Annotated in this window: 21 protein-coding genes; 13 read left to right on the forward strand and 8 right to left on the reverse strand. The window is 69.0% G+C overall.

Translation table 11 applies throughout. The features are described from left to right. Position 1: 1 nt before the first annotated feature. Together J0J10_RS08000 and ccoS are read left to right on the forward strand one after the other, a co-directional pair. Entirely contained in the window at positions 2-2,209 is a 2,208-nt protein-coding gene (locus J0J10_RS08000) for a heavy metal translocating P-type ATPase (RefSeq protein WP_291646000.1), read from the forward strand. Continuing rightward, on the forward strand, positions 2,206-2,415 hold the full coding sequence (gene ccoS / locus J0J10_RS08005; RefSeq protein ID WP_291633835.1) for a cbb3-type cytochrome oxidase assembly protein CcoS: 210 nt from the start codon (positions 2,206-2,208) through the stop codon (positions 2,413-2,415). Before J0J10_RS08000 ends, ccoS begins: the two co-directional genes overlap by 4 nt. A 216-nt stretch (positions 2,416-2,631) precedes the next feature. On the opposite strand, the gene J0J10_RS08010 is transcribed toward ccoS, so the two are convergent. Both J0J10_RS08010 and J0J10_RS08015 read right to left on the reverse strand, forming a co-directional pair. Continuing rightward, a complete protein-coding gene (locus J0J10_RS08010) occupies positions 2,632-4,551 on the reverse strand; it encodes a hybrid sensor histidine kinase/response regulator (protein ID WP_291646001.1) in 1,920 nt (639 codons plus the stop codon). Between the two features lie 16 nt (positions 4,552-4,567). After that, complete coding sequence (locus J0J10_RS08015; RefSeq protein WP_291646002.1) at positions 4,568-5,323, reverse strand: Crp/Fnr family transcriptional regulator; 756 nt, start codon at positions 5,321-5,323, stop codon at positions 4,568-4,570. 141 nt (positions 5,324-5,464) lie between these two features. On the opposite strand from J0J10_RS08015, the gene J0J10_RS08020 reads away from it, so the two are divergent. Beyond that, a complete protein-coding gene (locus J0J10_RS08020; RefSeq protein ID WP_291646003.1) occupies positions 5,465-6,196 on the forward strand; it encodes a response regulator in 732 nt (243 codons plus the stop codon). Between the two features lie 32 nt (positions 6,197-6,228). Here J0J10_RS08020 and J0J10_RS08025 read toward each other — a convergent pair whose 3' ends face one another. Continuing rightward, a complete protein-coding gene (locus J0J10_RS08025; RefSeq protein ID WP_291646004.1) occupies positions 6,229-6,900 on the reverse strand; it encodes an HAD family hydrolase in 672 nt (223 codons plus the stop codon). Positions 6,901-7,143: 243 nt separating this feature from the next. Between J0J10_RS08025 and J0J10_RS08030 the strand changes: the two genes are divergently transcribed. Further along, the gene (locus J0J10_RS08030; protein ID WP_291646005.1) at positions 7,144-9,051 is read left to right on the forward strand and encodes a heavy metal translocating P-type ATPase; all 1,908 of its coding nucleotides are present in this window, start codon (positions 7,144-7,146) and stop codon (positions 9,049-9,051) included. Here J0J10_RS08030 and J0J10_RS08035 read toward each other — a convergent pair. The 5 genes from J0J10_RS08035 to J0J10_RS08055 all read right to left on the reverse strand — a co-directional run bounded on the left by J0J10_RS08035 (position 9,048) and on the right by J0J10_RS08055 (position 13,622). Continuing rightward, a complete protein-coding gene (locus J0J10_RS08035; protein ID WP_291646006.1) occupies positions 9,048-9,404 on the reverse strand; it encodes a hypothetical protein in 357 nt (118 codons plus the stop codon). The genes J0J10_RS08030 and J0J10_RS08035 overlap by 4 nt on opposite strands. A 32-nt stretch (positions 9,405-9,436) precedes the next feature. Further along, positions 9,437-11,050, reverse strand: a complete 1,614-nt coding sequence (locus J0J10_RS08040; protein WP_465247169.1) for an FMN-binding glutamate synthase family protein — start codon at positions 11,048-11,050, stop codon at positions 9,437-9,439. Positions 11,051-11,175: 125 nt separating this feature from the next. Further along, positions 11,176-12,057 (reverse strand): formylglycine-generating enzyme family protein, encoded by an 882-nt coding sequence (locus J0J10_RS08045; RefSeq protein WP_291646007.1) that lies wholly within the window; start codon positions 12,055-12,057, stop codon positions 11,176-11,178. A 175-nt stretch (positions 12,058-12,232) separates the two neighbouring features. Beyond that, entirely contained in the window at positions 12,233-12,649 is a 417-nt protein-coding gene (locus tag J0J10_RS08050; RefSeq protein WP_291633862.1) for a hypothetical protein, read from the reverse strand. Further along, positions 12,642-13,622 (reverse strand): sugar-binding transcriptional regulator, encoded by a 981-nt coding sequence (locus J0J10_RS08055; RefSeq protein WP_291646008.1) that lies wholly within the window; start codon positions 13,620-13,622, stop codon positions 12,642-12,644. The genes J0J10_RS08050 and J0J10_RS08055 overlap by 8 nt, the downstream gene beginning before the upstream one ends. Before the next feature lie 171 nt (positions 13,623-13,793). On the opposite strand from J0J10_RS08055, the gene J0J10_RS08060 reads away from it, so the two are divergent. The 9 genes from J0J10_RS08060 to J0J10_RS08100 all read left to right on the forward strand — a co-directional run bounded on the left by J0J10_RS08060 (position 13,794) and on the right by J0J10_RS08100 (position 24,245). After that, the gene (locus J0J10_RS08060; RefSeq protein ID WP_291646009.1) at positions 13,794-15,149 is read left to right on the forward strand and encodes an NAD(P)H-dependent oxidoreductase; all 1,356 of its coding nucleotides are present in this window, start codon (positions 13,794-13,796) and stop codon (positions 15,147-15,149) included. Positions 15,150-15,154: 5 nt separating this feature from the next. Next, positions 15,155-16,168, forward strand: coding sequence for a thiamine pyrophosphate-dependent dehydrogenase E1 component subunit alpha (locus J0J10_RS08065; RefSeq protein WP_465247170.1), 1,014 nt, complete (start codon positions 15,155-15,157; stop codon positions 16,166-16,168). Beyond that, positions 16,158-17,180: an alpha-ketoacid dehydrogenase subunit beta gene (locus tag J0J10_RS08070; RefSeq protein WP_291646031.1), complete on the forward strand. Its 1,023-nt coding sequence runs from the start codon at positions 16,158-16,160 to the stop codon at positions 17,178-17,180. The genes J0J10_RS08065 and J0J10_RS08070 overlap by 11 nt, the downstream gene beginning before the upstream one ends. Then, positions 17,180-18,421 carry a dihydrolipoamide acetyltransferase family protein gene (locus tag J0J10_RS08075; protein WP_291646011.1) on the forward strand — a complete coding sequence of 414 codons (1,242 nt, stop codon included), beginning with the start codon at positions 17,180-17,182 and terminating at the stop codon, positions 18,419-18,421. Before J0J10_RS08070 ends, J0J10_RS08075 begins: the two co-directional genes overlap by 1 nt. A gap of 128 nt (positions 18,422-18,549) precedes the next feature. Beyond that, entirely contained in the window at positions 18,550-19,542 is a 993-nt protein-coding gene (locus J0J10_RS08080) for an ABC transporter substrate-binding protein (RefSeq protein WP_291646012.1), read from the forward strand. Between the two features lie 10 nt (positions 19,543-19,552). Beyond that, on the forward strand, positions 19,553-21,265 hold the full coding sequence (locus tag J0J10_RS08085; RefSeq protein WP_291646013.1) for an ABC transporter permease: 1,713 nt from the start codon (positions 19,553-19,555) through the stop codon (positions 21,263-21,265). After that, positions 21,253-22,332, forward strand: coding sequence for an ABC transporter ATP-binding protein (locus tag J0J10_RS08090; RefSeq protein WP_291646014.1), 1,080 nt, complete (start codon positions 21,253-21,255; stop codon positions 22,330-22,332). The genes J0J10_RS08085 and J0J10_RS08090 overlap by 13 nt, the downstream gene beginning before the upstream one ends. Beyond that, positions 22,329-23,477, forward strand: coding sequence for an MBL fold metallo-hydrolase (locus J0J10_RS08095; protein WP_291646015.1), 1,149 nt, complete (start codon positions 22,329-22,331; stop codon positions 23,475-23,477). Before J0J10_RS08090 ends, J0J10_RS08095 begins: the two co-directional genes overlap by 4 nt. Before the next feature lie 9 nt (positions 23,478-23,486). After that, the gene (locus tag J0J10_RS08100) at positions 23,487-24,245 is read left to right on the forward strand and encodes a 5'/3'-nucleotidase SurE (RefSeq protein WP_291646016.1); all 759 of its coding nucleotides are present in this window, start codon (positions 23,487-23,489) and stop codon (positions 24,243-24,245) included. Positions 24,246-24,299: the final 54 nt, after the last annotated feature.

The raw sequence follows: 24,299 nt of genomic DNA on the forward strand, positions 1-24,299 counted from the left end.
CATGGCTGAAGGCCAGGACCTCTCGATCTTCGTCCGGCACGGCACTGGCGGCGTCGCCGGCATGGAGCTCGCCGTCGACGGCATACGCTGCGCCGGCTGTATGCACGCGATCGAGCGCGGCCTGGCCGGGCAGTCGGGCATTCTGAGCGCGCGCGTCAATCTCGCCCTCAAGCGCGTCACCGTCGAATGGCGCGAGGGGGCATTGCGGCCGGAGGCGGTGATCTCCGGCCTCGCCGCGCTCGGTTTCAAGGCCTATCCCTTCCTGCCGAGCACCGAGCGCGAGGCCTCGCAGCAGGAGGACAAGCGGCTGCTGCGCTATCTCGGCGTCGCCGGTTTCGCCTCGATGAACATCATGCTGCTGTCGGTCTCGGTCTGGTCGGGTACCGGCAACGACATCAATCCGGTCACCCGGGATTTCTTCCACTGGCTCTCGGCGCTGATCGCGCTGCCGACGGCGGCCTATGCCGGCCGGCCCTTCTTCGAGAGCGCGCTGCGGGCGCTGCGGGCCGGCGCCGTCAACATGGACGTGCCGATCATGCTCGGCATCGTTCTGGCGCTCGGCATGTCGGTCATCGTCACGCTGAACCATGGCGAGCACGCCTATTTCGACGGCGTGGTGATGCTGATCTTCTTCCTCCTGATCGGGCGCTATCTCGACCAGCTGATGCGGCGGCGCACACGCGACCTCGCCGGCAATCTCGCGGCGCTCAAAGCCGAGACGGCGACGAGGCTGGCGGCCGACGGCAGCAGCGTCATCGTGCCGATCGCCGCGATCGCGCCGGGCGATCTCGTGCTGGTGCGGCCGGGCGAGCGGGTCAGCGTTGACGGGCTGGTCGAGGCGGGAGCCTCCGATCTCGACCAGAGCCTCGTGACCGGCGAGACCGCACCGGTCTCGGTCGCCGCCGGCGGGCGTGTGCATGCCGGCACGCTCAATCTCTCGGGCCTGCTGACGATCCGGGTCGAGGCGGCCGGTGCGGGGACCCTGCTCTCGGAGATCGACCGGCTGATGGCACAGGCGGTCGAGAGCCGCTCGCGCTATGTCCGGCTCTCCGACCGGGCGGCGAGGCTCTATGCCCCCGTCGTGCATGCGACCGCGCTCGCGACCTTCCTCGGCTGGATGCTGTTCGGCCTCGCCTGGCACCAGGCGCTGATCATCGCGATCACCGTCTTGATCATCACCTGCCCCTGCGCGCTCGGTCTCGCGATCCCGGCGGTGCAGGTCGTCGCCGCGGCGGCGCTGTTCCGGCGCAAGGTCATGCTCAAGCAGGGCGATGCGCTGGAGCGCCTCGCCGAGGTCGACACGGTGGTCTTCGACAAGACGGGAACCTTGACCCTGCCGGAACCCGGGCTCAGCAATCGCGAGGCGATCGACCCTGAAATCCTCGCGGCTGCCGGCGCGCTGGCGGCTGCGAGCCGGCATCCGCTGGCACGCCCGATCGCGGCCGCAGCCGGCGAACCGCGCCCGCTCGGGACGGTGCGGGAACATCACGGGGTGGGGCTGAGCGCCGTGGTCGACGATGTCGAGATGCGTCTCGGCAGCATAGCTTTCTGTGGCGCCGAAGCCGAAGCAGCGGCCGTGTCCGCAGCCTATCCCGCGGCCTCGCTGATCGCCTGGCGCCATGGCTCGCGCTGCGCCGTCTTCGCCGTCGACCAGCATTTGCGCCCCGACGCGGCGGCGAGCATCCGCGAATTGCGGGCGCTCGGCCTCGACGTCGTCATCCTCTCCGGCGATCGGGTCGATGCGGTCGCGCCACTCGCCGGCCAGCTCGGCATCGCGGCCTTCAAGGCCGGGCAGCGGCCGGACGAGAAGATCGCCGAGCTTGAGCGGCTTGCGGCCGGCGGCCGTCGGACGCTGATGGTCGGCGACGGGCTGAACGATGCGCCGGCCCTGGCACGCGCACACGCCTCGATGTCGCCGATCAGCGCGACCCAGCTGGCGCAGGCCTCTGCCGACATCGTCTTCCTCGGCGAGGAGCTGGCACCGGTCGCCGCGAGCCTGCGCATCGCGCGCAAGGCGCGCCGGCTGATGGTGCAGAATCTCTGGTTTGCGGTGCTATACAATGCCATCGCCGTGCCGATCGCGATCGCCGGCTTCGCGACCCCGCTGGTGGCGGCGGTGGCGATGTCGGGCTCGTCCCTGGTCGTCACGCTCAACGCCTTGCGGGCCGGCCGCCAGCCGGCTGCCGCCAGTCACGGGAGCAACGCATGAACATCCTGATCGTGCTGATGCCGCTCGCGCTCGCTTTGGGGCTGACCGGGCTCGCGGCCTTCTTCTGGAGCATGCGCACCGGCCAGTACAGCGACATGGAAGGGCCGGGCTGGCGCATCCTCGACGATGACGACCTCGCCACGGAGCCGGTCGCGGCCGAGGCGGCGGCCGATCAGCGGGGCGCGGCTCCGCGGCAGCGCTCGTAGGTTCTCTCGAAACCTCTCCGTCATCCCGGCCATAGCGAAGCGGAGCGCCGGGATCCATCGCAAAGCTCCGCAGCCCTATGATGAAGCCCGGAGCGGCGCCGCTCGCGCGGCTTGTCCGGAATGACGAGGCCGCTGCGCCGACGTTCAGCGGCCTTTCCCCATCTTTTCAATGAAAGCTCGGCTGACCGGCGCGCTCTCAGGCGGCGCCAGCGCTCCTCAGTCGAGCAATTCGCGAAGCCGCGTGGCCAGCTCTCGCGCCGTATAGGGCTTCTTCAGCCAGCCAGCTTCGGCGAGATCGCGCCCGGGGAGGCCGGGCTCGGCATAGCCGGAGGTGAACAGCACCTTGATCTCGGGCCGCAGCAGGCGCGCTTCCTTGGCGAGCTCGTCGCCGAGCATGCCGCCGGGCATGACGATGTCGGTGAAGAGCAGGCCGATCCCCGGATGCTCCCCGAGCAGCGTGAGGGCCTGCGCGCCGGTCGCGGCCTCGATCACGCGATAGCCCTCGGTTTCGAGCCGCGCGACGGCGACGCGCCGCACCCTGGCATCGTCCTCGACCACCAGGATCAGCTCGCGGCTCTGCGGCTGGCTGGCCGGGGGCGGCGCTTCCTCCGGCGGTGGCGCTGGATCGGCTTGAGCCGGCGCGGCGGCCGGCAGGAAGAGCTGCAGCGTCGTGCCCTTGCCGAGCACGCTCCGGAGCTGGAGATCGCCGCCCGACTGGCGGGCGAAGCCATAGACCATGCTGAGCCCGAGCCCGCTGCCGGCGCCGACGCTCTTGGTGGTGAAGAAGGGCTCGAAGGCGCGCTGCTGCACCTCGGCGCTCATGCCGAAGCCGGTATCGGAGACGCTGAGCAGGACATAATCGCCGATCCGCAGTTGCGGATGGTTCTGGGCATAGTCGGCATCGAGCCGCGTGCGCGTGATCTCGACGGTGAGACGGCCGCCGCGCGGCATCGCATCGCGGGCGTTGAGCGCGAGATTGAGGAGTGCGTTCTGCAACTGGGCGGTGTCGACCAAAGCGGTGTGGCCGGCGCCGGTCACCACCGTGCGCAATTCGATCGCCTCGCCGAGCGTGCGTCGCAGCAGGTCGGCGAAGTTCGAGACCAGCCTGCCGATATCGGTGAGCTTGGGCGTGAGGGTCTGGCGCCGTCCGAAGGCGAGCAGCTGCCCGGTCAGCTTGGCGCCGTCCTCGGCGGCGTCCTGGGCCTCGCGCAGCAGCACGCCCAGCTCATTGTCCTCCAGGCGCCGCTCGATCATTTCGAGATTGCCGCTGATCACCGTCAGCAGATTGTTGAAATCATGGGCGATCCCGCCGGTGAGCTGGCCGACCGCTTCCATCTTCTGGGCCTGGCGCAGTTCCTCCTCCATCCGATGCCGGCTGGTCAGATCGCGGATGAAGCCGGTGAAGATGCGCTTGCCATTGGCAGCGGCCTCGCCGATGGCGAGCTCCATCGGAAAAGTGGTGCCGTCCTTGCGCTGGCCGGTGACGACGCGGCCGAAGCCGATAATGCGGCGCTCGCCGGTCGCGACATAGCGCGCGATGTAACCGTCATGCCGGTCGCGGTCGGGATTGGGCATGAGCATCCGGACATTGCGGCCGCAGACCTCATCGGCGGCGTAGCCGAACAGCTTCTCCGCCGCCTTGCTGAAGGAGATCATCTCGCCGACATCGTCGATCACGACCATCGCCTCGGGCACGGTCTCGAGGATCGAACGTAGATGCGATTCGCGCGCGGCGAGATCGTCCTGCGCGTATTTGAGGTCGCTGATGTCGATGTTCTGGGCGACGACCACCGGCTCGGCTTCCCCGTCCGGCAAGAGCACGACACAGCGGCTGGCGACGAAGACGGGCCGGCCGCTGCGATGGTTCTGCCTCAGCTCGCCATGCCAGCTGCCCTGTTCGCGCAGCTCATGGGAAATCGCCGCCGCCGCGCCCTCGGCGACGGTGCCGAGCAGTTCGCCGACATGGCGGCCGATGGCTTCCTCGGCGTCCCAGCCATAGAGCTGCGCGCAACCGGCGGTCCAGCGCAGGATCCGGCCGTCGAGCGCGTGGACGATCAGGTTGGCGCCGTCGAGGATCCGGACGAGCTCGTCGATGCTTTCCCAGCTCGTTCCGGTGGGGGGGATTGCTCTGGTCATCCGGCCTCGCGAGGAATCAATGGGGCCAGGCGGCCTGCCGGGCCGCGTCAGTGTCGCACGGCCGAATATCGGCCTGGCTGTCGGCGCCGGCAAGCCGGGCGAGCGTCGCCGGGCGGCGGATGGACAGGGCATGGCGCCCCTCCGGCGCGATCACGCCGCGCTGGGTCAGATTGGTGAAGGTCCGCGAGACCGTCTCTATGGTGAGGCCGAGATGGTCGGCAATGTCGGTACGGCTCATCGGCAGAGGGATCGTGGCTGCCGGATTGCCGCCCTCGGCAGCGCGCTGCATCTGCCGCAGCAGGAAGCCGCAGACCCGTTCTTCGGCACCCCGGCGGGCGAGCAGCATCGTCTGCTCCTGCGCAGCGGCGACCTCCTCGCAGAGCGCGGCGATGAATTCGCGCGTCAGGGCAGGCGACGCGTCGGTGAGGGTGCGGAAGCGGCAGCGTTCGATCCGGCGCAGCCTGACCTCGTTCACCGCCTCCGCAGTGGCCTGGCAATGCGCGTCGGGTGCGAGGCCGATGATGTCGCCCTCCTGCGCGAAGCCGACGATGATCCGGCGCCCGTCGGGCAGGATGCGGTACAGACGCAGCACGCCCTTCAGCACCTCGAAGACATGCCGCGACCGGTCGCCCTGCCAGAACAGCGTCGCGCCGGGCTCGACGCTCTCGAGCGGCTGGCCCGAGAACAGGCCGTGCAGGCTCGGCACGTCCGGCGCGCCGGCAAGGATCGGGGCGCGCCCCGGCAGCTGGGAAACCGCACTTGCAATGATCATTGCCACCGTCTTCGCCTCCGATCCGATGGTAGCAATTGAACCTGCTCGCGTGACGCCGGAACGATGCGCGTGTTACCGTGCGTAGAGAATTGCAACGGATTGTAACAGCCTTGGCCCGCCCGCCTGCCGCCCGATCTTGCCATGGCTGAGCCGCAGAGCCGCGCCGAGCACATCCTCGTCGTCGACGACGACGCGCGCATCCGGCAGATGCTGATCCGCTATTTCGAGGGCGAGGGCTATCGCGTCAGCGCCGTCGGCGACGGCCGTGGCATGCGCGAGACCCTGCAGCGCGGCGGGGTCGACATCGTCCTGCTCGATCTCGTCCTGCCCGGTGGCGAGGACGGGCTGATGCTGGCGCGCGAGATCCGGGCCGGCTCCGACCTGCCGATCATCATGCTGACCGGCCGCGACGATGTCGTCGACCGGATCGTCGGGCTCGAGATCGGCGCCGACGACTACATTCCCAAGCCGTTCCATCTGCGCGAGGTGCTGGCCCGGCTGCGGACGGTGCTGCGCCGGCGGCCGCGTGCCGAGGTGCCTGCGCCGAAGACCGATGGCGAGCTGATCCGCTTCGACGGCTGGCAGCTCGATCTGGCCCGGCGGCAGCTGCTCGACCCCGCCGGCGCCGAGATCATGCTGACCACCGGCGAGTTTGACATTCTGGCGGTCCTCGCCGGCCATCCCGGACGGGTGTTCTCGCGCGACATGCTGATGGAGCGCACCCGCGGGCGGATGCTTGAAGCCTTCGACCGGTCGATCGACGCGCAGATCGCCAGGCTGCGCAAGAAGGTCGAGCCCGATGCGAAGGCGCCGGCCCTGATCAAGTCGGTGCGCGGCGTCGGCTATGTCTTCACCGGCAAGCCGGAGGGCTGAGGCCTTCCGGCTGCCGCTGCGGCCGGTATCACTCAGCCTGTCGCGGCGGCCATCGCGCTGAGACCGAGCGCCCGTGCCAGGCCGGTCATGTCCGGCAGGACCGGGATCGCCGGCGGGAACGGGTTGGCGATGTCTTCGGCGACGATGCCGACGAAGGGCATGCCCATGCCCCGGGCGGCGTCGAATTCGGTGGTCGAATCGCCGATCGCGACCATGCGGCGGGGATCATGGCCATATTCGGCGGTGAGCGCGGCGAAGGCGGCGGGCTTCAAGGTCGGCGCGCCGATCACGCGCTGGAAGAAATGGCGCAGGCCGCGGCGCTCGACGATCGCCTCGAGCTCCTCCTGGGGCGTGCCGGAGACCAGATGCAGCGGCAGGCGCTGAGCGATGTCGTTCAGGAAGTCGAGAGCGCCGGGGATCAGCCGGCAGGCGACGACCTTCTCATAGACGATGGTGCGGTAGCGTTCGGCCAGTGCCTCGATCCCGGCCGGGTCGGTCTGGCGACCGAACAGCGCCGCCTCGAAATAGCGGAACTTCTCGCGTCGGCTGACGCCGCCATGGGCATGGTAATAGCGGTCGATGGCGGCAAGCTGCTCCGGCGTTGCGTCGGCATAGACGTCCTGGAAAGCCTGCGATTTGATCGCGACGGAGTCGACGATGACCCCGTCGAAATCGAAAACGATGCTCACTGGCACGAGCTGCATGTCGTCTTCCGCTCCCTTGCGCGCTCCGCCGGCTGCAATCCGTTCCTGCTTCGGGAACGTGCCTTCCGGGACGCCTTTGTGTCGATCGATCGGGATGCTGTCGGGGCCGCCGGCAGCCCGGTCCCGGATGGTGTCCAGTTCGCCCTTGACGCCGTTCGGGTCAAGCGCTGCCGCGTATCCGCGTTGCGCGGGGCGGGCCGTAGGAAAATCCGGGCGCCTGTGACAATGCTCGCCGAACGATCCATGGGAGCGTCGGCGGTGTCGGAGACGGAAATCGGCAGGCGGGACGTCGCGGCCGGGCGCGAGAAGAGCCAGCACCTCGGCCTCGCCGGTTTCTGGCGCGAGCGGCTGGATCTCGCGCTGGTCGCGGTTGCGCTCTCGGGCCTAGCCATCGGTGGTGTTCTCTGGTGGCATGGCGCCGAGGCGGGCTGGGTCTGGACGCTCGCCACGCTCCCGGTTCTCGCCGCCCTGCTCGTGCAGATCGTCGGCTCGCTGCGCCGGGGCGATGTCGGGCTCGACATCGTCGCGGCCCTGTCGATGAGCGCCGCATTGCTCTTCGGCGAGCCGCTCGCCGGCAATGTCGTCGCGCTGATGTATGCCGGCGGACAATTGCTCGAAGCCTATGCGCAAGGGCGGGCGCGGCGGGAGATGTCGGCGCTGCTCGGCCGCGTCGCCTTCACCGCGATGCGCTATCGCGATGGCGGGCTGGAGGAGGTGGCGACCGCCGAGCTGCGCCAGGGCGATCGCCTGCTGATCCGCACCGGCGACGTGCTGCCGGTCGACGGGCATGTCGCCGCGGGCGCCGCAGTGCTCGACCTTTCGGCGCTGACCGGCGAATCGCTGCCGCAGACCCTCGAACGCGGGATGGAGGCACTGAGCGGCGCGACCCTGGTCGGCGCGCCCTTCGACCTGATCGCCAGCCGGCCGGCGGCGGAAAGCACCTATGCCGGCATCGTCCGGCTGGTCGAGCAGGCGCAGGCGAGCAAGGCGCCGATGGCGCGCCTCGCCGATCGCTATGCCATCGGCTTCCTCCTACTGACGCTGGCCATCGCCGGCGCCGCCTGGCTCCTCAGCGGCGATCCGATCCGGGCCCTCGCGGTGCTGGTGGTGGCGACGCCTTGTCCGCTGATCCTCGCCGTGCCCGTCGCGATCATCTCCGGCATCTCGAAGAGCGCCCGCAAGGGCGCCCTGGTCAAGGATGGCGGCGTGCTGGAAGCGCTGGCCCGCATCCGGATCGCCGTGCTCGACAAGACCGGGACGGTGACGCAGGGCCGGCCGACGATCATCGGCATCCGCGCCGTCAACGGCTTCTCGCCGGACGAGGTGCTGGGGCTGGCGGCGAGCCTCGACCAGGCCTCGGCGCATGTCGTCGCGACCTCGCTGATCAAGGCGGCGAGCGAAGCCGGTCTGGCGCTGCTGCCGCCGACCGAGATCGCGGAGACGCCCGGCAAGGGGATCGAGGGCAAGGTCGGCGAGCGCCGCGTCGCGATCGGCGGCGGCGGCTATGTCGGGCGACGCAGCACGGGCGGCGATGCCGATGCGCTCGCCGCCGATGCGCCGCCGGGCACGCTGATGGTCGCTATTGCCGCCGATGGCTTGCTGGCCGGCATCATCCTGCTGCAGGACCAGCTCCGCGACGATGCGCGGGAGACGCTCGAAACCCTGCGCCGGGCCGGTGTCGAGCGGATCGTGCTCGCCTCCGGCGATGTCGGCGAGATCGCGCGCGCCGTCGGGGCCAGCCTCGGGGTCGATGCCGTGCTCGGCGATCTGACGCCCGAGGGCAAGGTCGCGGTCATCCGGGATGAAGAGCGGGCCGGGCCGGTGATGATGGTCGGCGACGGCGTCAACGACGCCCCGGCTCTGGCGGCTGCGAGCGTCGGCGTCGCCATGGGTGCGCGCGGCGCCGCGGCCTCCTCGGAGGCGGCGGGCGTCGTGCTGCTGGTCGATGCGCTGGAGCCGTTGGCGAAGGCGCTCGCCTCGGCCCGGCGGACGCGGATGATCGCCCTGCAGAGCGTCTTCGTCGGGCTCGGGCTCTCCGTGCTCGGCATGCTGGTCGCGGCTTTCGGCTATCTGCCGCCGGTCCAGGGCGCGCTGTTCCAGGAGGCGATCGACATCGTCGTGATCCTCAATGCCCTGCGCGCGCTGCGCTAGAGACGGGTGGATGCGCTTCCGGACAGAATGGCCAGTGCCTGCGGAGACAGCGGCGCCTCGAAGCGCCGCAGCACCTCGATCACGGCCCGCAGCATGTCGGGCCCGGCGAAGCTCACGGTGAAATCGCGCCAGCCCCGCTTCGGCACGAAGGTCAGCTTCCGACCGAGGCGGCGGTCGAGCGCGATCACGGCGAGCTCGTCATAGCGCAGGCGGTGCCAGCGCAGGACCCTGACGGTCACGCCCTCGGCGTCGAGGGTCAGGGCCGGAAACAGCGCATTATGGCTGAGGGCGAGCAGCGGCACCCCGCGCAGCCCGCTGAAGCTCGCCAGCGGCGTGAACTTCAGGGCCTTCATCTGCTCCCCGCCAGTCATCGGCCGGAGGCGCCTCAGGCCCTGATCGCGTCGAAGCTCTCGGCGCTCGCGAGCTTCCAGGCAGAGGCATAGAACTCGCCGTCGACGCCCTTCTCGAGCAAGCAACCCGGCTCGAGGAAGCGGTGGAGCTGCGAGAACAGCTTGATTTCGGTCGTGCTGGTGCGCCGCACCAGATGATGCGGTCCCAGCTCCGAAGGATGGCTGACGCCGGCGGCGGCGAGCATCTCGGCGAGCGCTTTCAAGGTGTTGCGGTGGAAATTGTGCACGCGCTGGGCCTTGTCGGGCACGACGAGGGCACGCTGGCGCAGCGCGTCCTGCGTGGCGACACCCGTCGGGCAGCGATTGGTATGGCAGCTCTGCGACTGGATGCATCCGATGGCGAACATGAAGCCGCGCGCCGAATTGACCCAGTCGGCGCCGATGGCGAGGACGCTCGCCATATCGAAGGCGCTGACCACCTTGCCGCTGGCGCCGAGGCGGATGCGGCTGCGCAGATTGGTGCCGACCAGCGTGTTGTGGACGAAGAGCAGGCCCTCGCGCAGCGGAACGCCGAGATGATCGGTGAACTCGACGGGCGCTGCGCCGGTGCCGCCCTCGGCGCCGTCGACGACGATGAAGTCGGGCAGGATGCCGGTGGCGAGCATCGCCTTGACGATGCCCATGAATTCCCAGGGGTGGCCGAGGCAGAGCTTGAAGCCGACCGGCTTGCCGCCCGACAATTCGCGTAAGCGCGCGATGAACTGCATCATTTCGATCGGTGTCGAGAAGGCGCTGTGACGCGCGGGCGAGACGCAGGTCACGCCCTCCGGAACGCCGCGGGTGAGAGCGATCTCGCGGCTGACCTTGTGGGCCGGAAGGATGCCGCCATGGCCGGGCTTGGCGCCCTGGCTGAGCTTGATCTCGACCATCTTGACCTGCGGATCGCGCGCCTGTGCGGCGAAGCGCTCGGGGTCGAAATGACCGTCCGCGGTGCGGCAGCCGAAATAGCCGCTGCCGAGCTCCCAGATCAGGTCGCCGCCATTCTCGCGGTGATAGGGGCTGATGCTGCCTTCGCCGGTGTCATGGGCGAAACCGCCGAGCTTGGCGCCGCGGTTCAGCGCCCGGATCGCATTGGCGCTGAGCGAGCCGAAGCTCATCGCCGAGATGTTCAGCACCGAGCCGGAATAGGGCTGGGTGCATTGCGGCCCGCCGATCTCGATACGGAAGCCCGCGGGATCGCCGACTGCGGCCGGTCGCATCGAATGGCCGATGAACTCGTAGCCACCGGCATAGACGTCGACCATGGTGCCGAAGGGGCGGTCGCCATCCTCGTTCTTGGCGCGGGCATAGATCAGCGAGCGCTGGCTGCGCGAGAAGGGCAGCCGATCGTCGTCGCTTTCGAGCAGATATTGCCGGATCTCCGGGCGGATGCCTTCGACGAGATAGCGGATATGGCCGAGGATCGGATAATTGCGCAGTACCGCATGCTGCGTCTGCACGAGATCATAAAGGCCGATCAGCGCGAGGATGCCGGCAAGCAGGGTCAAGGGCCAGAGCCAGGACCAGAGCGGCAGCAGCAGGAGCGAACCGAGCGCGACGGCGATGCAGCCGGCGAGGGCGGCGTAGCGATTGAACAGCGAAATAGGCAAGGCGGCCGGACCTCGTGAAGAATGCGTCCCCGTTGCAGGGCGCGGCCGAGCCTCGGACAAAAAGGCGGGCAGGACAATGCCCCAGCGCGCCAGGCCAGTGCGGCGGTGATGTCGGCGCGGCCGCCTCAGGCCGGGTGGACCAGTCGAAAGCCCATATGGCTGGTGCTCGAATCCGGGGCCGAGCCGATGCGGGCGGCGATCCGGTAGCGATGGCAATAGGAGCGGTGACAGAGGAAGGACCCCCCTTTCAGCACCTGCCGGCGCTCGCTTGCCGCCTCACGGTTGAGCTGCTGGGCGGCCCGCTTCAGCGAGCGGACGCGGAAGGGCTCGGCACACCATTCCCAGACATTGCCGCACATATTGTAAAGCCCGTAGCCATTGGGCGTGAAGGAGCGGGCCGGGGCCGTGCCGCGATGTCCGTCGGCGCCGCTATCGGCCTTCGGAAAGCTGCCCTGCCAGATATTGCAGGGGAAGGGTCCCTGATCGCCGGGCTCATCGTCGCCCCAGGGATAGAGTGCACCCTGCAGACCGCCGCGGGCGGCGTGTTCCCATTGCGCCTCGCTCGGCAGGCGCCCGCCCGCCCAGCCGGCGAAGGCCAGCGCGTCGCGATGCGAGACATGCACGACCGGATGGTCCATGCGCTGCTCGATCGTCGATCCCGGCCCCGCCGGTTGCCGCCAGCTCGCGCCGTCGACACGGCACCACCAGGGCGCGCCCCCCGGGCGCTGCAGATCGCCGGCAGGCCCGACGACATCGCGCTCGAAGACGAAGGACCAGCCATATTCCTCGGCCTCGCTGACATAGCCGGTCGCGGCGACGAAGGCGGCGAAGCGGGCATTGGTCACGGCCGCCTCGTCCATCCGGTAGGCCGGCAGCTCAGCGAAGCGCCGCGGTCCCTCGCCGTCGACGGGAAAAAGCGGCCGATCGGTGCCGATCTCGGCGCGCCCGGCCGGGATCGCCACCGTGACGGTCTCGTCGCGGCCCGCTCCCAAGGGCAGCGGCGCCATGCCGGCTGCTCTCGCGGCAGGCGGTCGTGCGCCCGAAACGCTGCAGCAGCCCGGTTTGGGCCCGGTCGTCGTCAAAGCGGATCTCCGTTGTCGGTCGATGATCCTGGCCTCGGCAGCAATCCGTGTCGGCCCCTGTCAAGGCCGGCGGCCGGAACCATGTCGCGCTCCGCCGGGCTCAGGGCAGCTTGTGGTTCTCGAAGAAGCCGTCGAGCGGGATCTGCGTCTCCTTCTCGAAATCATCCATCGCCTCGAGGAGGCGCTGGCGATAGCTCAGCAGAGCGAGGAGAATCTGGGCGGCATCGCGCGACAGGCCGTAGCGCGACCAGCTCTCGGCCGTGCGCTGTTCGAGCCCGATGCGGGTGCCGAAGGCCTCGATGCTGTCGAAGCCGAGGCCGCGCACCACGTCGAGCAGTTCCTCCGCGCTCATTCGCGGCTTGACCAGATGCGAATGCACCCGCTCGAGCACGAGGCGTACATCCGAGGGCCGGAATTGCAGCGAATGGCGCGCGAGTTGCTGCAGATTGCCGCCTGGTCTCGACGCTCCCGTGCCGATCGTCCGGCGCGGTCCGCCGCCCTCGCGCCGCTCAGTCATGCTTCTGCCCCATATTCGCCAACAGCGCGTCGGCCGCGCTTTCGTCGGTTATCAGGACGCGTGCCGCGCTGGCTCGCAGCGCTGCCCGGATGGCCGGGGCCTTGTTGGCGCCGCCGCCGGCGATCGCGACCAGTCCGATCCCGGTCAGATCGGATGGACTCACTGCCATGATACGCCGGTTCACCGGGTGGTCCACCGGTCTGCCCTCGGCGTCGATGAAATGGCAGAGCAGGTCGCCGACCGCACCGGCGGCGCGCAGCGATTCAAGATCCGATTCCGGTACGAGCCCCTCGCGGAACAGCGTCGAATCCCGCCCGAGGCTGCCGATGCTGAGCAGGGCGACATCGGCGGCGCGGGCCCGGTCGCGCAAAGCGCGCAGGGTCGGCTCGCGCCAGAGCGCATCGCGAATCTCGGCGCTCGAGACGAAGACCGGCGCGGTCAGCTGGAAGCAGTCGGCACCGAACATGTCGGCGACGCGGCGCGCCACGGCGGAGGGGTTGATGCTGCGTGAATGGGTCAGCCCCCCCAGCAGCGAGACCACCGACATCGCCTCGATCTGGCGCGGCTGCATGCCGCGCAGCGCCTGGTGCAGGGTTTCGCCCCAACCGACGGCGAGTGACATGCTGTCCTTTAGCATGTCCGACAGCCAGAGCCCGGCGGCATAGCCGACCAGGGCGGGGACGTTGGCGGCATCGCGGGCCGCAGGCACGACGATCGCCTCGTCCAGGCCGAAAACCGTGACCAGGCCGCGCTCCAATGCGGCCTGCCTGGCCGAGCGCGCATCGATGCGGATGCGGACGATGCCTTCATTGCGTGCCGCCGCGAGGATGCGAACGACCTTGACCCGGCTCAGCCCGAGCGCTTCGGCGATCTGCTCCTGGGTCAGGCCCTCGACATAATAGAGCCAGGCCGCGCGAACCTTGGCGTCCGCGACCAGCTCCGTTGTCGCCCGGGCTTCCTCTTCCAGCGCCATGAAGTTCCCGTCGTTTCCTCGTCGTCGCGCCGCACCATCGCTTCCCGGCGGCGGTTCGGCAATCCCGGCGCGATCCTGATCGCTTGACAGTACCGACGCAATGACCTTTTGTCTGGTTGAATGAACATATGTTCCAAGGATCCATCCTTCCCGGGAGGAGATGAGCGGACGATGGCGGCAGCATTTTCGCCTCCGATGGGTGCGTCGCCGACGGCCGGGCTGACCTTGGCCGAGGCGCTGGAGCAGCGCGAGCGGGCCGGCAGGCCGGTCCGCGTCGGGCTGATCGGCGCCGGCCAGATGGGCACCGATATCGTCGTGCAGATCGCGCAGATGCCCGGCATCGCGATCGCCGCGGTTGCCGACATCGCGCCGGAGCGCGTGGTGCAGGCGGCGGCGCTCGCCGGCTCGGCCGCCGAGACCGTCTCCGACGCGGCCGGGATCGAAACCGCCCAGCGCAAGGGCCGCATCGCCGCGACGACCTCGCTCGACCTCGTCTGCAATTCGCCGGTCGTCGACGTGATCATCGACGCGACCGGCAATCCCGAGGCCGGCTCGCGTGTCGCGCTCGCTGCGATCGCGGCGCGCAAGCACATCGTGATGATGAATGTCGAGGCCGACATCACCATCGGCTCCTATCTCGCCGCCGAGGCGGCGAAGGCCGGGGTGGTCTACACGCTCGGTGCTGGCGACGAGCCTGCGGCGGCGATGGAGCTGATCAATTTCGTCCGCGCCATGGGCTATCCGGTCGTCGCCGCCGGCAAGGGCAAGAACAACCCGTTCCGGATCGAGGCGGTGCCGGCCGACTATGTCGAGGAAGCGACCCGGCGGAACATGAATCCGCGCATGCTGGTCGAGTTCGTCGACGGCTCGAAGACCATGGTCGAGATGGTCGCGATCGCCAATGCCTGCGGCTTCGTGCCCGACATTCCGGGCATGCACGGCCCGGAGGCGCCGCGCGCCGAGCTGCAGAACTATTTCTGTCCGAAGGAGGAGGGCGGCCTGCTCTCGCGCAAGGGCGTCGTCGATTTCACTGTCGCCAAGGGCGTCGCGCCCGGCGTGTTCTGCGTCGCCGAGATGCGCCATCCCAGGGTGCGCGAGCGGATGAGCGACCTGCATCTCGGGCCGGGACCGTATTATTCCTTCTTCCGGCCCTATCACCTGACCAGCCTGGAAGTGCCGCTCTCGGCGGCAGCTGCCGCGCTGTTCGGGCTGTCCCATATGCGTCCGCTGCCGGTGCCGAGCGCCGAGGTTGGCTGCGTCGCCAAGCGCGACCTTGCGGTCGGCGAGACGCTCGATGCGATCGGCGAATATGCCTATCGCGGCTTTGCCCTGTCGCGGGCCGATGCGCAGGCGCGCAATGCGCTGCCGATCGGGCTCGCCCAGGGCGCGACGATGACGCGGGCGGTACGCAAGGGCGAGTTGATCACGCTGGCCGATGCCACGCCCGATCAACGCCTGAAGATCGTCGAGGTGCGACGGGCGCAGGACGCGATGGTCGCCGCGCTCGGCGGGGGAATGCAGGCATGAACGACATGAAGACAGGTTCTGCGCAGACGGCGCGGCCGAACCAGCGGCCGGAGCTCGCGGCGCTCGACGATGCGACGCTGCGTACCGCGCTGACCCGGATGCACCTGATCCGGAAGTTCGAGGAGGCGGCCGAGGCGAGCTATATGCGCGGGCTGATCCACGGCACGATGCATCTCTCGATCGGCCAGGAGGCGAGCGCGGTCGGCACGACCCTGCCGCTGCAGGCGCAGGACTACATCCTCTCGACCCATCGCGGCCATGGCCACTGCATCGCGCGCGGCGCCGAGCCGAAGCTGATGTTCGCCGAGTTCTTCGGCAAGGAGACCGGCTACTGCAAGGGCCGCGGCGGCTCGATGCACATCGCCGATGTCGAGGGTGGCAATCTCGGCGCCAACGGCATCGTCGGCGGCGGCCTGCCGATCGCGGTCGGCGTCGGCATGAGCATCAAGGCGCAGAAGAACGGCCGGGTCTGCATGGTCTTCTTCGGCGACGGCGCCTCGAACGAGGGCGCCTTCCACGAGGCGCTCAACATGGCCTCGATCTGGAAGCTGCCGGTCGTCTTCGTCTGCGAGAACAACAAATACGGGATGTCGATGGACATCGCCCGCGCCATGGCGGTCGCCAATGTCGCCGACCGGGCGAGCGCCTATGCCATGCCGGGCCATTGCCTCGACGGCAACGATCTCGCCGGCGTCGCCGCGGTGGCGCGAGAAGCGGTCGAGCGGGCTCGCCAGGGCGGCGGCCCCTCGCTGATCGAGTGCAAGACCTATCGCTGGCGTGGCCATTCCAAGAGCGACCGCAATCTCTACCGCAGCAAGGAAGAGATCGAGGAATGGCGGGCGCAGGATCCGATCCGGCGGCTCGAGGACGAACTCAAGGCCCATGACCGGTTCGACGCTGCCGCGCTGATGAAGCTCGAAGAGGACGCCCAGCGCGAGATCGATGCCGCCGTCGAGTTCGCCCGGACCTGCCCGGACCCCGATCCGAAAGACCTGACCCGTGACGTCTATGCCATCTGAGCTGATCGAAGCGCCCGCGGAGCTGCGCGAGCTTTCCTATGCCGAGGCCGTGCGCGAGGCGCTGGCCCAGGCGATGGAGGCCGACAGCCGAGTCTTCCTGTTCGGCGAGGATGTCGGCGTCTATGGCGGCGCCTTCGGCGTCTCCGGCGATCTCGTCCACCGCTTCGGCGCCGAGCGCGTCATCGACACGCCGATCAGCGAGCTCGGCATCGCCGGGGCGGCGGTCGGCGCCGCGATCACCGGCATGCGGCCGGTCGTCGAGATCCAGTTCTCGGATTTCGTCACGCTCGCCATGGAGCAGCTGGTCAACCAGGCGGCGAAGATCCGCTTCATGTTCGGCGGCAAGGCGAGCGTGCCGATGGTGGTGCGCCTGCCCGGCGGCTCGGGCACCGGGGCCGCGGCCCAGCACAGCCAGAGCCTGGAAGCCTGGTTCGCCCATGTGCCGGGGCTGAAGGTCTTGCAGCCGAGCACGCCGCACGATGCCAAGGGCATGCTGCTGGCGGCGATCGACGATCCGAACCCCGTGATGATCTTCGAGCACAAGCTGCTCTACAAGACCAAGGGCCATGTCCCGGCCGAGCCCTATCGCGTGCCGATCGGCAAGGCGGCGATCCGCCGCGAAGGTACCGACATCACCATCGTCGGCTCCTCGATCATGGCGCTGAAGGCGCAGGCGGCCGCCGCCCGGCTTGCGGATGAAGGCGTCTCGGCGGAGGTGATCGACCTGCGCTCGATCCGCCCGATCGACTTCACCACGATCGCCGAGAGCGTGCGCAAGACCCACCGGCTGATGGTGGTCTATGAGGGCGTCAAGACCATGGGCATCGGCGCGGAGATTTCCGCCATGATCGCCGAGAGCGAGGTCTTCGACTTCCTCGACGCGCCGATCGTCCGCCTCGGCGGAGTCGATGCGCCAATCCCCTATAATCCGGTGCTGGAGAAGGCGGCGGTGCCGCAAGAGGACGACATCTTCGCCGCCGCGCTCAACCTCCTGCGCCGCGGAGAGGCCTGATGCCAGTCGAGGTCATCCTCCCCAAGGTCGACATGGACATGGAGACCGGCACGATCGAGGCCTGGCACGTCAAGGAGGGCGATCAGGTCCGCCAGGGCGAAACGATCTTCGAGATCGGCACCAACAAGGCGGTGATGGAGGTCGAGGCGCCGGCGAGCGGGGCCATCCGCCGCATCCGGGCCGAGACCGGCATCGCCATCGCAGTCGGCACGCCCGTCGCCTGGATCTATCTCGACGGCGAGACGCAGGATGCGGCACCGGCGGCAAAGCCTGCGGCGATGCCCGCTTCGCAGCCCTCCGCCACGGCCACAGTCGTTGCGAACCAGGCGAGCAATGGCGTCGCTGCCGGCGCTGTTCCAGTGGGCTTGCGCGCCACGCCTCTCGCACGCCGCGTCGCGCGCCAGAACGGCATCGACCTCAGGGCCATTGCCGGCTCCGGTCCACGCGGGCGGATCGGCGAGGCCGATGTCCGCAGCCATATCGCTGCGGTGGCAGCTCCCGCACCGGTCGCAGTCGATGGTGCCGCCGCGACCTGCCGCAGCGCCGAAGCCCCGGCCGACACGCTGAAGCCCTTCTCCGCCATTCGCCGCATCGTCGCGACGCGGCTTTCGGAGAGCATGCGCACGGCGCCGCATTTCTATCTCTCCAGCGAAATCGAGATGAGCGCCGCGCAGGCGCTTCTGCGCCGGCTCGCCGCCAGGCATGAGCGGCTCGGCGCGCCGAAGCCGAGCCTGACCGTGCTGATCGCCCGGATCGCCGCCGGCGTGCTCGGCCATCACCCGCTGCTCAACGCCTCGGCGGAAGGCGAGGCGACGCGCTTCCATCAGCGCATCGATGTCGGCATCGCCATGGAGCGCGAAGGCGATCTCGTCGTGCCGGTGTTGCGCGACGCCGGCACGATGGACATGCCGGCCATGGCGCGGGAGTTCGCGCGGCTGCGCGAGGGCGTCGCCAAGCGCAGCCTGACGCCGGCCGAGCTCGGCGGCGGAACCTTCACTATTTCCAATCTCGGCATGTACGGCGTCGACAGCTTCACGGCGATCATCAACCCGCCGCAGGGCGCGATCCTGGCCGTCGGCCGCACGGTCGAGAAGCCAGTCGGACGGGACGGGCAGATCGTGCTGCGGCCGATGGCGAACTTCACCCTGTCATCGGACCATCGCATCATCGACGGAGTGACGGCGGCGCGCTTCATGGCCGATCTGCGCGAGGCACTGGAGAATCCGGAAGTTCTCCTGTGATGAAAGCCGAGAGCTGCGCTACAGACCCGATGCGGCGGCCGAAACGACGATCCGCTACCCGACAGTGACGAAGATCGTCCGGCGTCCTAAGGCGGCAAGGACGACGAAGACAACGGAGGAGACAGAAAATGACCCAGACCAGACGCAGCCTCGTCATCGCCGCGCTCGGCGGCTTCCTGGCCGTAAGCCCCGCCTTCGCCCAGGCGCCGGCGGGCAAGCTCGTGCTCTACACCTCGCAGCCGGAGAAGGACGCGGCGCAGACGACGGCCGCCTTCAAGAAGGCCTATCCCAAGGTCGAGGTCGAAATCTTCCGCTCCGGCACCACGGAAGTCATGGGCAAGCTTGCGGCCGAGATCTCGGCCGGCCAGCCGCGCGCCGACGTGCTGCTGATCGCCGATGCGGCGAGCATGGAGATCCTGAAGAAGGATGGCCGCCTGCTCGCCTATTCCGGCGCCAAGGTCGACGGGCTGCAGCCCGGCTCGTTCGACGCTGACAAGACCTATTTCGGCTCGAAGCTGATCACCACCGGCATCGCCGTCAACACCGGCGCCAAGACCCGCCCGACCTCGTGGAACGATCTCGGCAATCCCGAGCTGAAGGGCCAGATCTCGATGCCGAGCCCGCTCTATTCGGGCGCCGCCGCGATCATGCTCTCGACCATGACGGCGAGGCCCGATCTCGGCTGGAAGCTGTTCGAGCAGCTCAAGGCCAACGAGGCCGTCGCGGTGCGCGGCAATGGCGCCGTGCTGCGCGCCGTCGCCAGCGGCGAGAAGACCTATGGCGTGCTGGTCGACTTCATGGCCTTCAACGCCAAGGCCCAGGGCTCGCCGGTCGAGTTCATCTTCCCGAAGGAAGGCGCCCCCGCGGTCACCGAGCCGGTCGCGATCCTGAAGACGACCAAGAACGAGGCGGCTTCGAAGGCCTTCGTCGATTTCATCCTCTCGGATGAGGGCCAGAAGCTCGCGCTCACCATGGGCTATATCCCGGCCAAGCCGAGCGTCGGCTCGCCGTCCTGGCTGCCGGCCGGCACCAAGATCAACGTCATGGCCTCGGATATCGCGGCCGTGGTCAAGGCGACCGAGGCCGACAAGGCCCGCTTCGCCACCATGTTCGGCAACTGAGACCGGCCCCATGTCCCTAGTGGATGCTGCCACGACGCGTACGCGCGTCGTGGAGACCGGTCTCCTCTGGGGACTCGTCCTGCTCGTCGCGGCGCTGTCGCTGCTGCCGATCGGCCGGCTGGTCTTTGAGGGGCTGGCGCCGGGCGGCGCGCTCTCGACCTCCTCGCTCGGCAAGGTCCTCGCCAGCCAGACCACCTGGACGGCGACGGCAAACAGCCTGGTCACCGCCATCGCCGGCACCGTGCTCGCGGTTCTGCTCGGCGGCACGGTGGCGCTGCTGACGACGCTGACCGATATCCGCGCCCGCAACGCCTTCACCTTCTGCTTCGTGCTGCCGCTGATGATCGCGCCGCAGGTCACGGCACTGGCCTGGCTGCAGCTCTTCGGCCCGTCGAGCACGCTGCTCAAGCTGATCGGCATGGCGCCGCCGCTCGGCAGCAGGAACCCGCTCTATTCGCGCGAGGGCATCATCCTGCTGCTCGGGCTGCAATACGCGCCGCTGGTCTTCCTGACCCTGCGCGCCGGCCTGCGCGCCTTGCCGAAGGAGCTGATCGAGGCCGGCCTCGCCGCCGGGGCGAGCCCGCTCACCGTGCTGCGCACCGTCGTACTGCCCCTGATGACGCCGCCGCTGATCGCCGGCATCGCGCTCTGCTTCGTCTCTAGCCTCGGGAATTTCGGCATTCCGGCCTTTCTCGGCATTCCCGGCAATTTCCTGGTGCTGCCGACGCTGATCTATCAGCGCCTCGCCGGGCTCGGCCCGGGCGTGCTCTCGGAGGTCGCGATCCTCTCGCTGCTGATCGGCCTCATCGCCATGGTCGGCATCCTGCTGCAGGATTTCATGCTGCGCCGGCGCGATTTCCGGATCACCACCACGTCGAGCGCGGCGCGGCCTTTCGAGCTCGGGCGCTGGCGCGCACCGGTCGAGATCCTGCTCTGGACCGTCGCGATCCTGATCCTGGCGCTGCCCTTTCTCGGCCTGATCACGACCTCGCTGATCCCGGCCTTCGGCGTGCCGCTCAATGCAAAAACCGCGACGCTCGCCAACTATGCCTATGTGCTGCTTGAGCATGCCGCCTCGAAGCGCGCCTTCGTCAATAGCTTCCTGATGTCGGGCGCCGCCGCGATCCTGATCGTGGTGATCTGCGTGCCGCTCGCCTATTTCATCGTCTGGAAGAAGTCGCGGCTCTTACGCCTGCTCAACGTCGCTGCCGAGCTGCCCTATGCGATGCCGGGCGTGGTGCTCGCCATCGCCGCGATCCTGCTCTTCCTGAAGCCGCTGCCGCTGCTCGGCTTCTCGCTCTACAACACGATCTGGATCATCGTCTTCGCCTATCTCGCGCGCTTCCTGGTGCTCGGTCTGCGCCCGATCATCAGCGGCTATCTGCAGCTCGATCGGACGCTGGAGGAAGCCGCCCAGATCGCCGGTGCCGGGCTGCTACGCCGGCTCGTCACCATCATCTTCCCGCTGGTCGCGCCGGCGGCGGTGGCGGGTGCGCTGCTGATCTTTCTGACCGCCTTCAACGAGCTCACCGTCTCGGCCCTGCTTTGGTCGTCCGGTACGGAGACGCTCGGCGTGGTGGTGTTCTCCTTCGAGCAGGGCGGCGACTCGACCTATGCCTCGGCACTGGCGGCGGTGACGGTCCTCGTCACCATCGGGCTGATGCTCTCGACCCTGCTCTTCGCCAAGAAACTGCCACAGGGAGTGCTGCCGTGGCGCGACTGAAGATCGACCGGGCCCGCAAATATTTCGGGTCCTATACGGCGCTCGACGACGTCTCCATCGATGTCGAGGATGGCGAGTTCATTGCGGTGCTCGGCCCTTCCGGCTGCGGCAAGACCACGCTGCTGCGCCAGATCGCCGGCTTCGACAAGCTCGATGGCGGCGAAATCACCATTGGCGACCGGCTGCTCTCCTCGCCCGAGCGGCATGTGCCGCCGGAGCATCGCAAGCTCGGCATCGTCTTCCAGTCCTATGCGCTCTGGCCGCATATGAGCGTGGCGGAAAACGTCGCCTATGGGTTGACGGTCGCCGGCGTGCGCGACCCCGAGCGTGCAAGGCGCGTCGCCGCGGCGCTCGATCTCGTCGGCCTCACCGGCTTTGCCGAACGGCGCCCGGGCCTGCTTTCGGGCGGCCAGCGCCAGCGCGTCGCTTTGGCGCGCTGCCTCGTCACCGAGCCGTCGCTGGTGCTGCTCGACGAGCCGCTCGCCAATCTCGACGTGCATCTGCGCGCCTCGATGGAGGAGGAGTTCTCGCGCTTCCACGAGCGCACCGGCACGACCATGGTCTACATCACCCATGACCAGGCCGAGGCGATGGCGCTGGCCGACCGGATCGCGGTGATGGACCGCGGCCGGCTGCTCCAGCTTGCCAGCCCCTCGCTGCTCTATCGCGAGCCGGCGAACACCACGGTGGCAGGCTTCATCGGCGAGGGTATGGTGCTGCCGGCGCGCCTGCTTTCGAAGCCTGAGGCGGGGCATTGCAAGGTCGATGTGCTCGGCGTCGAAGCGGTGATGCGCTGCCGGTCCGACCAGCCGGCGATCGCGCAGGCCAAGATCTGTCTGCGGGCCCGCGACTTCTCGATCGCTCCGGGTGCGGGCGGCCTCGCCGCGCGCGTCGAGCGCCTGTCCTATCAGGGCGGCTATTTCCGCATGGAGGTGCGCCCGCTGGCGAGCGAGGAGACCGTGCTGCATCTTGACGCGCCCGAGCCGGTGCCGGCCGCACCCGGCGAAACGATACGTCTCGATATCAGGGATGGCTGGGTCATTCCGGAGCCGGAACTCGCGGCATGAAGCTCAGAATTCACGGCGGTGTCGGCGAGAAGGGCCGCACCTGCATCGGCGTCGCGCATGGCACGACCCGGCTTCTGCTCGATGTCGGGGTCGATACCAGCGCGCCGCGCGGGCCGGGCTACTATCCGGCGATCTCGCCGGAGGAGCTGGCCGCCACCGAGGCGATCATCGTCACCCATGCGCATGAGGACCATATCGGGGCGCTCGGCTGGTGTCTGGCCAACGGGTTTTCCGGCCGGATCCTGATGACGGCCGAGGCTGCCGCCGAAACCGATGCGACGCTGCAGGCCTATGCCACGGCCGAGGAACGAGCGCTCGCCCAGGCGGTGAGGTTCGAGATCATCGAGGCGGGCAAGCCCTTCCGGCTCGGGTCTATCGCGATCGAGACCGGGCGCAGCGGCCATGTCGTCGGCGGGGTCTGGTGCCATCTGAGCGCCGATGGCCGCCGGCTCGGCTATTGCGGCGATGTGGTGCCGGCGAGCCCGGTCTTCGCGATGGACGCGATGCCGCCCTGCGACCTTCTCCTGCTCGACGCCTCCTATGGCGAGGACCGGGTGCCGGCCTGGGAACGCGGCCTCGCCGTGACGCGCTGGCTCGAGGCGCAGCCGGGCGGCGCCGTGCTGCCGACGCCGCTTTCCGGCCGCTCCGTCGAGCTGATCGCGCTGATCGACACGCCGATCGCGATCCATCCTTCGATGCAGGCGCCGCTGGCGCTGCAGATCGCCGCGACGCAATGGCTGGTTCCGGGCATTGCCGACGAATTATCGCGCAAGCTCGCGGGTGCGCTGCTCTGGCGCGAAGGCGACAAGCTGCCGAAGGCGGCGCTGCTCTGCCATGACGGGATGGGGCTGGCCGGCCCCTCGGCGGCCGCCCTCGCGCAGGCCCGGACGGAGGGCCAGCCGGTCCTGCTCACCGGGCATGTGCCGAAAGGCAGCCCTGGCGATGCCCTGCTGGCGGCGGGCAAGGCGCAATGGCTGCGCTTCCCGACCCATCCGACCCTGCCCGAGAATGCCGCGCTCGCCGCCGCCAATGGCGCACCGGTTGTGCTGGCCCATTCCTGCGACGCCGCCACGGCGCGTGCACTGGCCCGCAGCATTCCGGGCCTCAACCCTACACCCAAGCCGGGCGACATCATCGAGATCTGAGGCTGAACCATGCGTATCCTGATCGCCAATGACGACGGTATCGACGCGCCGGGCATCGCCCTGCTGCGCCGCGCCGCCGCGCGCCTCTGGTCCGATGTCTGGGTCGTGGCGCCGGAGCGCAAATGGACGGCGGCGAGCCACCATCTCTCTTTAGACCGCGACCTCGTGCTGACGCGGCGCGAAAACCAGGTCTACGCGCTCTCGGGCACGCCGGCCGATTGCGTCGTCGGCGCCATGACCGTGCTGTTCCGCGATGGCGGCCGGCCGGACCTCCTGCTCTCGGGCGTCAATCATGGCCGCAATACCGGTGAGGACGCGGCCTATTCCGGCACGCTCTCGATCGCGCGCGAGGCCTGTTTCTGGGGCGTGCCGGCGATCGGCCTGTCGCGGGTCAAGGAGGGTGGCTATGGCGAGGAGGACGTCGCGGCGCTTACGGCCCTGCTCGCCAGTCTGTGGGCGCGGCGTGGGCAGTGGGCGCGCGAGGGCGCCTGGCTCAGCGTCAACCTCCCCAAGACCTTGCCTGCCGAGATCGGGCTGGCCCGGATCGGCCGCGACAAGATCGCCGGCGCTGCCGACATCGTCGCGGACGATCCCGAGCGCACGGTCTGGCGGATCAGGCGCGGCCGGCCGCAGAGCAGCCAGCCCGGCGACGAGAATTCACTGATCGACGCCGGCAAGATTGCGATCGTCCGGCATTGCTGGACCGACGGCGCGCCGCTCGACGAGAGCCTGGCGCAGGAGCTCAACGCGGAGCTCGGGCAGGGCTAGCCTTTAGCGCATTTGCTGGAATCCAGAACGTCATCCCGGGCTTGCCCCAGGATC

The sequence above is a fragment of the Allobosea sp. genome, from assembly GCF_017308075.1.
Lineage (GTDB): Bacteria > Pseudomonadota > Alphaproteobacteria > Rhizobiales > Beijerinckiaceae > Allobosea.